General features: G+C 34.2%; 12 protein-coding genes. 5 read left to right on the top strand and 7 right to left on the bottom strand.

Annotated elements, in window-relative coordinates; all coding sequences use genetic code 11:
- Positions 1 to 49 precede the first annotated feature (49 nt).
- Positions 50 to 1,837: an Ig-like domain-containing domain gene (locus VL047_RS11780; RefSeq protein WP_325360794.1), complete on the top strand. Its 1,788-nt coding sequence runs from the start codon at positions 50 to 52 to the stop codon at positions 1,835 to 1,837.
- A 6-nt stretch (positions 1,838 to 1,843) separates the two neighbouring features.
- Here the strand turns inward: VL047_RS11780 and VL047_RS11775 are convergent, their stop codons facing one another.
- Both VL047_RS11775 and nadB read right to left on the bottom strand, forming a co-directional pair.
- A complete protein-coding gene (locus tag VL047_RS11775) occupies positions 1,844 to 2,353 on the bottom strand; it encodes a gamma carbonic anhydrase family protein (protein ID WP_325360792.1) in 510 nt (169 codons plus the stop codon).
- A 20-nt stretch (positions 2,354 to 2,373) separates the two neighbouring features.
- Entirely contained in the window at positions 2,374 to 3,960 is a 1,587-nt protein-coding gene (nadB, locus tag VL047_RS11770; protein ID WP_325360791.1) for an L-aspartate oxidase, read from the bottom strand.
- 470 nt (positions 3,961 to 4,430) lie between these two features.
- On the opposite strand from nadB, the gene nadA reads away from it, so the two are divergent.
- Both nadA and thiL read left to right on the top strand, forming a co-directional pair.
- Complete coding sequence (gene nadA, locus VL047_RS11765) at positions 4,431 to 5,429, top strand: quinolinate synthase NadA (RefSeq protein WP_325360790.1); 999 nt, start codon at positions 4,431 to 4,433, stop codon at positions 5,427 to 5,429.
- Positions 5,430 to 5,450: 21 nt separating this feature from the next.
- Entirely contained in the window at positions 5,451 to 6,503 is a 1,053-nt protein-coding gene (gene thiL / locus VL047_RS11760) for a thiamine-phosphate kinase (RefSeq protein WP_325360788.1), read from the top strand.
- Positions 6,504 to 6,508: 5 nt separating this feature from the next.
- On the opposite strand, the gene rmuC is transcribed toward thiL, so the two are convergent.
- The gene (gene rmuC / locus VL047_RS11755) at positions 6,509 to 7,894 is read right to left on the bottom strand and encodes a DNA recombination protein RmuC (protein ID WP_325360787.1); all 1,386 of its coding nucleotides are present in this window, start codon (positions 7,892 to 7,894) and stop codon (positions 6,509 to 6,511) included.
- A 225-nt stretch (positions 7,895 to 8,119) separates the two neighbouring features.
- Here rmuC and VL047_RS11750 point away from each other — a divergent pair, with 225 nt between their 5' ends.
- Positions 8,120 to 8,806 (top strand): zinc metallopeptidase, encoded by a 687-nt coding sequence (locus VL047_RS11750; protein ID WP_325360786.1) that lies wholly within the window; start codon positions 8,120 to 8,122, stop codon positions 8,804 to 8,806.
- 462 nt (positions 8,807 to 9,268) lie between these two features.
- Here the strand turns inward: VL047_RS11750 and ybeY are convergent, their stop codons facing one another.
- Positions 9,269 to 9,697 carry an rRNA maturation RNase YbeY gene (gene ybeY, locus VL047_RS11745; protein ID WP_325360784.1) on the bottom strand — a complete coding sequence of 143 codons (429 nt, stop codon included), beginning with the start codon at positions 9,695 to 9,697 and terminating at the stop codon, positions 9,269 to 9,271.
- A gap of 115 nt (positions 9,698 to 9,812) precedes the next feature.
- Between ybeY and VL047_RS11740 the strand changes: the two genes are divergently transcribed.
- Positions 9,813 to 10,802 (top strand): hypothetical protein, encoded by a 990-nt coding sequence (locus VL047_RS11740; RefSeq protein WP_325360783.1) that lies wholly within the window; start codon positions 9,813 to 9,815, stop codon positions 10,800 to 10,802.
- Between the two features lie 18 nt (positions 10,803 to 10,820).
- On the opposite strand, the gene VL047_RS11735 is transcribed toward VL047_RS11740, so the two are convergent.
- From VL047_RS11735 to VL047_RS11725, 3 genes are all read right to left on the bottom strand, one after another.
- Positions 10,821 to 11,459, bottom strand: coding sequence for a rhomboid family intramembrane serine protease (locus tag VL047_RS11735; protein ID WP_325360782.1), 639 nt, complete (start codon positions 11,457 to 11,459; stop codon positions 10,821 to 10,823).
- A gap of 82 nt (positions 11,460 to 11,541) precedes the next feature.
- Complete coding sequence (locus tag VL047_RS11730; RefSeq protein WP_325360780.1) at positions 11,542 to 12,609, bottom strand: PA0069 family radical SAM protein; 1,068 nt, start codon at positions 12,607 to 12,609, stop codon at positions 11,542 to 11,544.
- Between the two features lie 147 nt (positions 12,610 to 12,756).
- Positions 12,757 to 13,407 (bottom strand): LutC/YkgG family protein, encoded by a 651-nt coding sequence (locus VL047_RS11725; protein WP_325360778.1) that lies wholly within the window; start codon positions 13,405 to 13,407, stop codon positions 12,757 to 12,759.
- Positions 13,408 to 13,415 lie beyond the last annotated feature (8 nt).

The raw sequence follows: 13,415 nt of genomic DNA, 5'->3' as shown, positions 1-13,415 counted from the left end.
TAAAAATATAATTTATTTAAAAGGCGTAGAAGTAAATAACTTTTAAAAAATGAATCATAATATCAAAAATCATAAAAGTGGCTTAAATCGATTAAAAATAGGCTTAAATCAAATATTATGCTTTTTGATGTTCGCTTTTATACTTTCAGCCTTTATTACCGGTTGTGCAAGCATGCAACAACCAACTGGAGGACCTAAAGATTCTATTCCACCAAAAATAGTAAAAGAGACACCAGCTAATCTCACAAAAAACTTTGCAAGTCCAGAGATTGAAATTGAATTTAATGAATATGTAAAACTCAATAATCAGTTTACAGAATTCAGTATCTCTCCGGATGTTGATGTCACACCAGAATTAAGAATTAAAAAAAAGTCGCTGTTCATCAAATTACCTGATTCACTAGCAGAGAATACAACTTACTCTTTAAACTTTGGAAAAGGCTTAGTCGATGTGAATGAAGGGAACCCATTACTTAACTACAGCTATGTTTTCTCGACCGGTAATGAAATAGATTCTCTAACAATATCGGGGAATGTTATAAACTCCTATATTTTAGAGCCTGAAAAAGACATTGTGGTTCTGCTGATTCCAATTAAGCAAGATTCAATATTTGGAAAACGGAAGGCAAATATATTTACAAGAACCGATAGCTCTGGAAACTTCCAATTTAAAAATCTAAGCGAAAACACCTATCGAATCTATGCATTAAAAGAAACCAATAATGATCGCATCTATAACAGTCCGGATGAAGAGATAGCATTTCTTAAAGATAGCATCGTATTAGATAAAAATATAAGTGGTATAAAACTAAGCACCTTTAAAGAAATACCGGCTAATTTTAGAATAATAGAAAACAAAATTGAAAGTACCGGACGGATTCTACTCTCGTTCAATAAGCCAGTCGAAAATCCTACACTTAAAATCTTAAACAATACCGAGTTAGATAACAACAAGTTAACCGAGTTTACTAAAATGCGCGATAGCGCCTTCATATGGTTACCTGAACTAACCTTCGATACCCTCGAAGTTGAATTAAGCCAAAATTCTACACCTCTTGATACAATATTATTAAGACGCGGTAAAAACGATAAATATGATCGTAGCATAATCATCTCCGATAATCTATCTTCACAAAGAGTAGATGCGGTAAAGAATATTGTATTTACCGCGGCGGCACCCATAGAATCTGCCGATATTTCAAAAATTAAACTACTTGAAGATACTACTCGGGTTAATAATTTTCAACTAACGCTGGATAATAATAACCAGCGAAAAGCCAATTTAACTTTCCGTTGGCGACCAAGAAGAACCTATCTGTTAGAATTAGAAGAGGGAGCATTTACAGGTCACTTCGGTGAAAAATCTCAAGCCGGACAAAGAAAGTTCACATTCGACGATACCGAAAACTATGGCGACATCATTCTAGATGTAAAATTACCAGATTCCAACAACTACATTGTTGAATTAATTAAAGAAGATAAAACTCAGGTAGCAGCTGTTCACACCATAAATTCTTCACAAAAGATAAGCTATAAGCAATATCCCGGAGGAAATTATTCGGTCCGAGTAATCTACGATGATAATAATAATCAAAAATGGGATACAGGAAACCTTCCAGAAAAGAAACAAGCTGAACAATTATGGTATTGGAATAAGATAATAACTATCAGACCTAATTGGGAGCAAGAAGAGATCGTAACCGTTCCAGCCAAAGGAACCAGCAGTAATTCACCTCCTCCACAAACAGAAGTAATAGAACAACCGAATCCTGAGAATGATGGTACAGAAGAGCCTTTTATCAAATCAGGAACCATAACACCGAAAGAAAGCGACTAATACCCTTTATTCAAACCAGTTTGAATACATCACATAATTATGTGGTAAGGTATTTAACATATCTCTTTGTTTATCACTAATGGCTTTAATTTTCCGAGCAGGTATCCCGGCATAAATAAAGCCAGATTCACAAACCGTATTCTCTAAAACAATAGCTCCGGCAGCAATAATAACATACTCTTCTACAAGAGCATGATCCATCACAATGGCACCCATTCCTATCAATACATGATCCTTTATTACACAGCCATGTACAAGCGCATTGTGCCCAATAGAAACATAATTACCAACGCTTGTAGAAGCCGTTTTATAAGAACAATGAATAACAGCACCATCCTGTACATTACTATGATGTCCAATCCTTATAAAATTAACGTCTCCACGGATAACAGCATTAAACCAAACAGAACAATTATTTCCTAGGATAACATCCCCTACAATAGTAGCATTTTCCGCTACAAAACAACCTTCAGGAATAACTGGATGAACACCCATTACAGGAAGAAGTAAAGCCATATTATATAAACAGATTAAAATTAAAACAAAGTATCATGGATCTCCTCAGCATGCTTTGGGTAGTCAGTAGTATAATGTAAACCGCGACTTTCCTTTCGTAGCATAGCACTCTTAATAACAATATAAGCTACCTGAATTACATTCCTTACCTCACATAATTTAACAGACAACTTTGTATTTTTATAAAAACTCTCCGTTTCCTCATACAACAAACCCAATCTTCTTATCGCCCTATCTAAGCGAAAATCAGAACGTACTATACCCACATAATCACTCATAATCTTCTGAGTTTCACGTAAATTATGAATTACCAGAATATCCTCATTCGATAATTGTGTATTAGAAGAATCCCAGTCAGGAATATTTTCAGGAATAGTATATGATTCAAATTTCTTGATAGCATCTTCATAAATTCGATGAGCAAAAACTGTAGCTTCTAATAAAGAATTAGATGCCAATCTATTTGCGCCATGTAAACCTGTAGACGCACATTCCCCACAAGCATATAAACGATTAATACTGGTTTGTCCAACCTCATCTACATAGATTCCTCCACATAGATAATGAGCAGCCGGAGTTACGGGAATAAAATCTTTACTCAAATCAATTCCAATACTTAAACACTTCGCATATATATTAGGAAAATGAGTCAACAGATCATTCTTAGACTGATGGGTTATATCGAGATAAACATAGTCTTCACCAGACTTCTTCATCTCTGCATCGATGGCCCGAGCTACTATATCCCGAGGTGCTAAAGAACCACGCTCATCATACTCAAACATAAATTCCTCACCATTTAACCTTCTAAGAACAGCACCAAAACCACGTAAAGCTTCAGAAATTAAAAAAGCAGGATACTCACCAGGATTATATAAGGCAGTAGGATGAAACTGTATAAATTCCATATTTCTAACTTTACCTTTTGCACGATAAACCATTGCAATACCATCACCGGTAGCAATAACCGGATTTGTAGTACTCGAATATATATGTCCCGCACCACCACTTGCAATAACTGTAACCTTACTTAAAAACTTTTCAACCTTATTCTCCTTCGTATTAAGAGCATAAATACCATAACAATTAATATCATGTGAATACCTATCCACATGCTTTCCTAAATGATACTGGGTAATAAAGTCAACAGCAAAATAATGAGTAAGAATACTAATATTCTCATTTTCATGCACTTTAGCCAATAAAGCCCGTTCTATTTCAAAACCCGTTATATCCTTATAATGTAGAATACGATTCTCCGAATGACCACCTTCCTTTGCTAAATCGTATTTACCCTTAAGTGTCTTATCAAAATGAGTTCCGTACTCTATAATTTCATCAATTCTAGAAGGTCCTTCCTTCACAACGATTTCCACAATTTTTTTATCGCATAATCCATCGCCAGCATTCAGAGTATCAGCTATATGCTTTTCAAATGAGTCTGACTTATCCACAACTGCAGCCACACCACCCTGAGCATACTTCGTATTTGATTCATCTTCATTTGCTTTCGTAATGATAAGAACCTTACCATGTTGGGCTGCTTTTAAAGCAAAACTAAGGCCTGCAATACCTGATCCTACAACTAAGAAATCAACATTATTCATTTTTAAAAATTAAATTAAATTATCCACTGGTATTTTCGTGGATAACTATCATAAAGGTGTGAAATTTATGTGAACTAAACGTTAGTCAATAATTAGAAATTCAAAAATTGACATAAAAATCAAAACTCTCTACAAAAAACAAAAAGTTATACAAGAAAAATTAGCAGTTATACACTCTCCACATCTATGAAAGAAATTCACATATAAATTTAAATGAAAATATTAGGTTATAAAGGAGCAATTGAAATTCAAGTAATTAAGTGTCATATGAATGTTAAGAAATTGTTAGTTTAAAACTACAAACAGAATTCAAAATAAAAAAGGGCTTTCTTTTTAACAATACCAACATCTTAATAAACAATAAAAGAATTTTATATAAAAGAGTTTTTACTATTGTTGTAGATGTTCAAAGATGAAAATATTGAATTCATTAAGATTATGTATTTTTGTGAAAGAGTTTAAAATAAGGAATGGAAACTTACGAAGTTGATTTGAATGAAAAAGGATTTGTTGATGAACCAATTGATCCTTCTTTAGATTTAGTAGAAGCAATTAAGCAATTAAAAATTGAGAAGAATGCGGTTATTTTAGCGCATTATTATCAAGATTCTGAAATACAAGATGTTGCTGATTATATTGGAGATAGTTTAGGCCTATCTCAAGAGGCAGCTAAAACAGAAGCTGATGTTATTGTATTTGCAGGAGTACATTTTATGGCTGAAACCGCAAAGATCTTATCTCCAAAAAAGAAAGTTCTATTGCCTGATTTAAAGGCAGGATGCTCATTATCAGATAGCTGTCCGCCACATTTATTTGCAAAATTTAAGGAACAGTACCCAGATCACTTGGTTATTACCTATGTAAATTGTACAGCAGAATTAAAAGCTTTAAGTGATATTGTTTGTACTTCCTCAAACGCTGTTCAGATTGTTCAAAGTTTACCTTTAGATCAAAAGATTATCTTTGGTCCGGATAAAAATTTGGGTGATTATGTAATTAAAAAAACAGGTAGGAATGATATTGTTTTATGGAATGGAGCCTGCATGGTTCATGAAATATTCTCTCAGGAAAAAATTAATAAATTAAAAGAAGAATATCCATTAGCAAAATTAATAGCACACCCTGAATGTGAAAACCATATCCTTCAAAATGCTGATTATATTGGTTCAACATCAGGACTATTAAATTATACCAAAGAAAATCCGGCTCAAACATTTATTGTAGCTACTGAAAGTGGTATTATCTACCAAATGCAAAAAGCCAATCCGGACAAGACATTTATACCAGCACCTCCAAATAATGCATGTGCTTGTAACGATTGTCCGCATATGAAATTAAATACCCTCGAAAAACTTTACAACTGCATGAAGTATGAACTTCCAGAGATTGATTTAGAACCTGAAGTTATAGAACGCGCCAGAAAACCAATTGAAAGAATGCTTGAAATATCGGCACAATTAGGTTTATAATAATTATTAGAAAGAAACAACATGTTTGATAATAAAGAAAGAACGAATTTAGAAGAATTGGGTGAATTTGGTTTAATTGAACATTTAACAAAATCAATTGTACTAAATGAAAAATCAACTGTTAAAGGTATTGGTGATGATGCTGCAGTATTGGATTTTGCCGATAAAAAAACACTAATTTCTACTGATTTATTATTGGAAGGTATTCATTTTGATTTACGCTATGTGCCTTTAAAGCATTTGGGTTATAAAGCCGTTCAAGTTAATTTAAGTGATATCTATGCCATGAATGGTATAGCATCTCAAATTACATTTTCCATCGGTTTATCCAGTAAATTTCCATTAGAAGCTGTTGAAGAAATTTATGAAGGAGCTTTAATAGCTTGTAAAAAATATAATGTTGATTTAGTAGGAGGGGACACCTCTGCTTCTGCCCAAGGTTTAGTGATTAGTGTTACCAGCATTGGTTACGCAGATCAATCAAAAGTAGTTTACCGGAGCGGAGCTAAAGAAGGCGATTTAATATGCGTTTCAGGCGATTTGGGCGGTGCTTATGTAGGTTTACAGCTATTGGAAAGGGAAAAGAAAATATTCTTGGATAATCCTAACATCCAACCCGATTTAGAAGGCAAAGATTATATTGTAGAAAGACAATTAAAACCGGAAGCAAGAAGAGATATCGTAGAATTATTAGCAGAAAAAGATATATTACCAAGTTCTATGATTGATGTATCTGACGGCCTAGCATCTGAAATACTTCATATTTGTAAACAATCTGATAAAGGCTGTAAAATTTATGAAGAAAAGATTCCTATAGATCCAATGACATACGATACTGCTTTTGAGTTTGGTTTAGATCCTACTGTTTGTGCTCTAAGCGGTGGTGAAGATTATGAGTTATTATTTACCATTCCACAAAGTGATTATGATAAAGTTAAAGGTTTATTAGATATTACCGTTATCGGGCATATTACTGAGCCATCTGCAGGATGCGATATGATTTCTAAATCTAATAAAGTACATCCACTAATTGCTCAAGGATGGAATTCACTTAAGAAAAAGGAAGAAAATTAACAGCTTTATTGAACTTGATCTATTAAGTCTTCATCCAGGTATTTTGGATCAAGCCCTTTACTTGTTTTTGCTCCCAGAGTTTTAAGCTTTTCAATTTTAGAAATTATATTACCCCTACCGGTTTCTAATTTCTTACGAGCATCTTCGTGTGTACGGCTAAGCAAATTAATTTGTTTTTCAACCTTATCCATATCTTCTGTAAAACCTACAAACTTATCATATAATAGTCCGGCCTCTCGAGCAATTTCGATAACATTCCTATTTTGACGTTCTTGTTTCCATAAACCTGCAATAGTTCTTAAGGTTGCCAAAAGAGTTGACGGACTAACAATTACCACACGTCTATCCCAGGCAAAATTAAATAGATCGCTATCTAAGCTGATAGACATACTAAAAGAAGACTCAATTGGAATAAACAGTAGCACAAAATCCGGAGAGTTAATTTGGTAGATATCACAGTAATTTTTTGAAGAAAGCTCTATTATATGATTTTTAACTGATTGAAGGTGCTGTTTAGAATATTCAATTTTTTCTTCTTCAAGCTCACTATTAATCCATCTTTCATAGGCAATCAAAGAGACCTTTGAATCAATTACTAAGTTTTTCTCATCCGGTAAATCAATAATAGCATCAGGTTGTAAACGTTGTCCTTCATTATCTGTGAAACTAGCCTGCAAGCGATATTCCCGATCTTTCAATAAACCAGAACGTTCTAATACACGCTCTAAAATTACTTCTCCCCAATTACCTTGCTTTTTATTATTGCCTTTCAAAGCTCTGGTTAAGCTATTTGCCTCATCCTGAATTTGCTTACTCTGTTCAATCAATAATTCAACTGCTCCTTTCAATGAATTTCTATCCTTGGTTTCTTCTGTATAAACCTTATCTACTTTAGCTTCGAAAGTTTTAAGATTCTCCTTTAAGGGAGCTAAAATTTGGAAAAGATTTTTATGATTCGACTCTGCAAAGCGATCTGATTTCTCTTGTAAAATACGATTAGCAATCAATTCGAAATCTTTATTCAATTGATCTTTAATGGATTTTATCTCTTCCTTTTGCTCATTTATTTTTTCAGTTTGGGCATTAAAATAAGAGCTTATTTTTTCCAGCTGCTTTTGCGATTGGATATGTTCTTCTCTTTCTCTTGTTAAATCATTTCGTAATTGATCGTTGTCTTGTTTTAGAAGAGCAAGCATATTTTTTTTTTCTTCTTGTAAGCTAATAACCTCTTGTTCAGATCGCGCTAGTTGTAGAGCTAATTCATCCCGATCTTTTTTTATCAGATCAAACTCCACACTTTCACCATTTTTTGTAGTACCTGTTTTTTTAAAGAACAACAAAATCACGAATAGAAATAAAGTAAGAAGAAGTGCGATGATTAAATAATCCATTTGATAAAAATATTAGTAAAATCAAAGGTAGTAAAATTGATGATGAAATAGAACTCCTGATATTTTGTCAGTATTTGATTTTTTTAAAAGTCATTATCAGTCTTATTCATTAAAATATTACATAATAGGGCGCTTTTTGCTCATTTATTCTGTTATTTTTACAACGGTATATAATTTGATAGCAGTTTAGTATAAAATTGAAATTTAAAAAATTAAAAAGAAAATATGGGAATGATATTATTCATCGCGATTGCGATTATCAGTTTCGGAGTACAGTGGAAATTTAAAAATAAATTTAAGAAATACTCAGAAACTCCGTTGGCAAGTGGAATGAGTGGAAAGGACATTGCTTTAAAAATGTTGCACGATAATGGAATCTATGATGTTCAGGTATTATCGGCTCAAGGAAGATTATCGGACCATTACAATCCGGCCGATCGTACTGTTAACTTAAGTCCTGAAGTTTATGAAGGTAGAAGTGTTGCATCAGCAGCAGTTGCAGCCCATGAATGCGGACACGCAGTTCAACATGCCAAGGCATACTCTTGGCTTACTTTACGTTCTGCCGTAGTTCCAATGGTTAATATTGCATCTAAGATGACCTCCATAGTATTGTTGATCGGTGTTCTGATGTTCTTTTCATCAGGTAATCCATTGTTGTTGGCAATTGGAGTAGGAGCTTTGGGAATCACAACTATGTTTACCTTCATTACCTTACCGGTTGAATTTGATGCCTCTAAAAGAGCATTAGCATGGCTTCAGTTGAATCCAGGTGTGATGGGTGACAGTGTTGAGCATGGCGGCGCTAAAGACGCTTTAAAATGGGCAGCTATGACCTATGTAGTTGCAGCATTGGCTTCATTAGCAACCTTGCTTTATTATGCAAGCTTCTTATTTGGAGGACGTGATTAATTAATTCAGTTTATTAACCGAATTAATACAATTGAAAAACTTGCTTTTACTTTTATAGCAAAAGCGTAATAAAAATAAACAGAAAAGCTGTTCCAATCCGGAACAGCTTTTTTTGTTTAGAATCAATTTCAAATTCCTATTCATCACGAATTTATCATCGATTAGTTTGTCTTAATTTTTTTAAAAAGGTTGAGAGTACAAAGACATTTCAATGTAATTAGTTCTATAATTCAAGGGACTTTCTTGAGACCTTCTAGGGACTTCATAGGGACTTCATAGGGGCAAACCCGTATAATGTCCCTACGAAGTCCCTTGAAAATTATAAGGAAGTCCTTTGTATGTATTTAGAATTGTAAAATCAGGATAAAACAATGATAAGAGAAGGTAATAGTCCTTTAGTAATTGAATTACTTTCTTTAGAAAAAATGAGGATATGATGTAAAAGGGGGTATTCTTCCTTAATTAGAAATTGCGACTATTCAAATAATGATCTTCTTTTGAAGTCATAAGTGTTTTATCTTTCGGTGTTTTATCAAGAAAACCAATCAGGTGCAATACGCCGTGAATTATTACCCGATGTAATTCTGTTTGTAGGTCTATCTTAAGTTGGGAAGCATTTTCTGTAACTCTTTCTGCGCTGATAAATATATCGCCGGATATTTCATCTTCTTCCTCACTGCTATCAAAAGTGATGATATCTGTATAGGTATCGTGATTTAGATATTCCTGGTTAATTTTTAACAGGTATTCATCTGAACAAAAAATAAAATTAAGCTCTCCTACAAATGCATTTTCAGCTTGGACGCTGTCGATAATCCATTTTTTAAGAATTGTTTTATTTTTTAATTTAAACTCGATATCTTCTGTAAAGAAATGAATTTTCGGTTTCATTTGTGCTTCTTAGTTTTGAGTCAAAGTCCATGACTTAATATGTTGCGAATTTATTGTTTTTATTTCAACTTTTAACTGACACTTTTGAAGGGGCATAAATGTTATCTTTGCCCGCATGGAAAAGCAGCTTTACAATCCTTTTGATGGATTTTCTTTCGATAATAATACGTGTTTTTTAAGCGGGGTTAAACTTGATCAGCCTTCTTTTTATACTGTTTTTCCAGATTGGATTTTAAAGGAGCATAATATTGATGATCAACCTTTTAAAATGCTGGACGAAAGTTATAAAAATTACAGTGATTTAAAATTGCCTTGCTCTCCGGATGTTTATAAACGGTTAAGTGAGTTGGATGAGCATGTTCGTATTGCTTTTGAAAAAGGTTATGAAGGCGTGAAGGAATTAGATAAGCTAACGCTATTTCAATGGATCTCGAAATGGGTTTACGGTATTATTTTTAATGAAATACAAGTAGGGATCAAGCAACAGGTGTTGAGCGGTGAGGATATGAATTTTTCTCAGACTTTGGTTCATAAGTTTAGAAACTTACATGTCATGTTGCAGTCACTTATTGAAGATATCGAGTACGAAACGGTTCTTCCTTTCAGTATCTTAGTTTATGAGGTTGATAATCCGGAGAACACCTATAATTACCGCGATGAAATCAATACCCTGGTTTATTCTTTACGGATCAAAAATTTGGGTATTATTGCTTGCTTACAAGATAATGGAGCTAATCTAACCTATCACGAAGATATTTTATCTGTTGTAAAAGATCAGAAACTGCATCCCATCCAGTTTGAAGAACTATGCGGACGGTTCTTTTATTCTTGCTATCTTTTTAATCGTTTGCCTGATTATATGATCTCTTCTATCGATGATCGTTTTTATATTGAACCGATGTCTTTATTAGGTGTTAATTCAAGGCCTATATTTGATAATTGGCAAGCCAAAACCTATGGCCAGGTGATTGAGAATTTCTGGAAACCCTGGGGTTATACTCTGTTTGAAATTATCAAGGATCCGGAGAACCCAATGTCTTTTATCACAGATAAAGATCATCAGTTTATTCCTTTAGAAGATGTGAAAAAGCTTTTGAAGGAATAGTATTTTTAGCTCTAAAAGCTAATTCAACATTCCTAATACTTCGTTAATGAAGTGCCCAATAATTTGAGGGTACATGAGTATCGTTATACTTAATCCACTTAATGCTCCATAAAAGTGAGCATCGTGGTTAATGCTGTCTCTTGCTGCATTAGCTGCCCATACACAGTAAACCAAGAATAATGGACCGAATATTACTGCCGGGATAGGAATTGGAATAAAAAATAAATAGAGGGACATCGTTGGATTGAACAGGATATAGCTAAACAAGACGGCAGAAATAGCACCAGAAGCTCCTAAACTATGATAGCGATAATTATGTTTTTCCTTTATAATGGTTGTGATATCGCTTAAAACTAAGGCTACAACATAAATTAAGAGGAATTGAATATGTCCCCAATTGCTGAGTTGAGCCAGTAATCGTTCTAATGGAAAGGCAAAGAAGAAGAAGGTCAGCATATTGAAAGCAAGATGCATCCAATCCCGGTGAATAATACCGCTTGTTAGAATGGTGTATATATTTTTGCCTCTACTGACACTGTAGGGATGGAGCATCAATTTTCCAAATAGTTCAGGATTTGAAAATGTATAAATGCTTGTTATTAAGGTAAATACTAATATAATACTTGCTACTGGTGTTTGTAAAATATACTCCTGCATATGATTGTTTAAAAGCAATTTGTTTGCTGTGATTTGCAAAGCTTGAAAGGTAATAAAATTTAATGGCTTGCTATTTTATTGATTAAAACATTTTCAATTGCTTCCCCTGTTTTGGTGTAAATAATTCATTACATAAAGGAGGTAGATGCGCTTCACCCATATATCGTTTGCGCGAAATATTGAAAAGTTTATGGATGCTTTCTGCCATCTGACCACTTCCTCTTGATCGCCGGGACCATTCTGAATCATTTAGTTTTCCTCCATGGCTTTCTGCGATTCCATGAAGAACTTTCTCTGCCCGGTCGGGATAGGCTTTATTTATCCAGTCTGTGAATATTTCAGCGATTGCTCCATTAAGTCTTACAAGGGTGAAGCTGGCAGATTTTGCTCCGCATTCAGCTGCAGATTTAATCAACTGTGGCATCTCATCGCTATTTAATCCGGGTACAATGGGTGCGCACATTAACATAACCGGAATACCGGCGTTGCTCAGTTTCTCAATTACTTTTAATCTTCCTTTGGCTGTTACGGTTCGTGGTTCCATTTTCATTCTTAGCTCTTCATTTAAAGAGTTGATAGTGATGGCTACATGCACCAGATTGTTTTTTGCAAGTTCAGTCAGTATATCAATATCACGGAGTATGAGGTTGTTTTTAGTGATAAGAGACACTGGATGATGATAGCATTGAAAAACCTCAAGTAAAGAACGTGTTATCTTCAGTTTTCGTTCAATGGGCTGATAGCAGTCGGTATTACCAGACAACATAATGGTGTCTGCCTGATAGCCCTTTTTATTAAAGGTTTCTTCAAGTAAAGTAGCTGCCTTATGTTTTACAATGATTTTTCGCTCGAAATCTAATCCGGCACTAAAACCCCAGTATTCATGTGAATTCCGAGCATAGCAATATATACAGCCATGTTCACAGCCTTGATAAGGATTAATGGATCGTCTGAAAGAGAGATCGGGGCTATTATTGATACTGATTATTTTCTTTGGTGTTTCCTTATAAAATTGAGTGGATGAATTCTCCAAGAGCTCTTCGTCGAGCCCTTCAATAAACTCAGTCTTATATTTGTTTTGCGCAAATTTATTGTTTGGATTTATTTTTGATCCTCTGCCTTTTAAATATTCTCTTTCTGAATCCATCATTCAAATTTACTAATTTATTTAGCATTTAAGAATAATAAAATAAATTTAGAAGATTAGCGGATTAGTGTTACAAGGCTAATACTAACGTGTATAAACTTTGCAAAAAGGGAGTAAAAACGAGAAATTATATGAAGTGATTTGTCTTGTTTAGACATTTACAATAGAATCGTCGAGGAGGAAAAGGTATAAGTCTCGTGGTCCGTGAGCTCCTAATACGAGTGTTTTTTCAATGTCTGCTGTGCGACTAGGTCCGGTAACCAAGCTAATCATGGATGGGAGTTCGTTATTATATTTTGCTCTTAAAAGCTCTAGGCTGTCTTTTATATCGCCGACTAGTTGAGAAGTGTAAGCAATAACTACATGTATGGATGGATAGATGCTCAGGCGTCTTCCTGCTCCAGAAGCATTGCTAAGCAGAATACTCCCATTCCGTGCAACCAATGCTTCGCAAGAGGTGATTCCTGCATCCGCTTTGTCGAAGTCAGTATCCGTGCTGTAAAATGGGAAGCCATACTGATTTAAGAGCTCTTGTAACCTTGGCTCCCAAACATACATCTTTCGTAATGAATGTTTCTCTGCCAATGCTAAAAGATTCTCTACCAAATCAATTTCTCCATCACAGAAAACAAATTTTCCAGCAACGGCCGAGAACTGAGTCGCAAATACAATTTCCAGTGGATCCTCAAATGGAGGATATAGGGGAGTTTCTTCGAGGTTCGAATAAGGGTTATCTCTCTTTTCGAGTAAGGCGGCTCTTACTTTTTTTAAGATCTGTTCTTTAGAGGTAGATTCTTTCATAGATCGAA

The organism is Albibacterium sp., from assembly GCF_035514885.1.
Taxonomy (GTDB): domain Bacteria; phylum Bacteroidota; class Bacteroidia; order Sphingobacteriales; family Sphingobacteriaceae; genus Albibacterium.
This window is presented reverse-complemented; position numbering and strand designations above follow the sequence as displayed.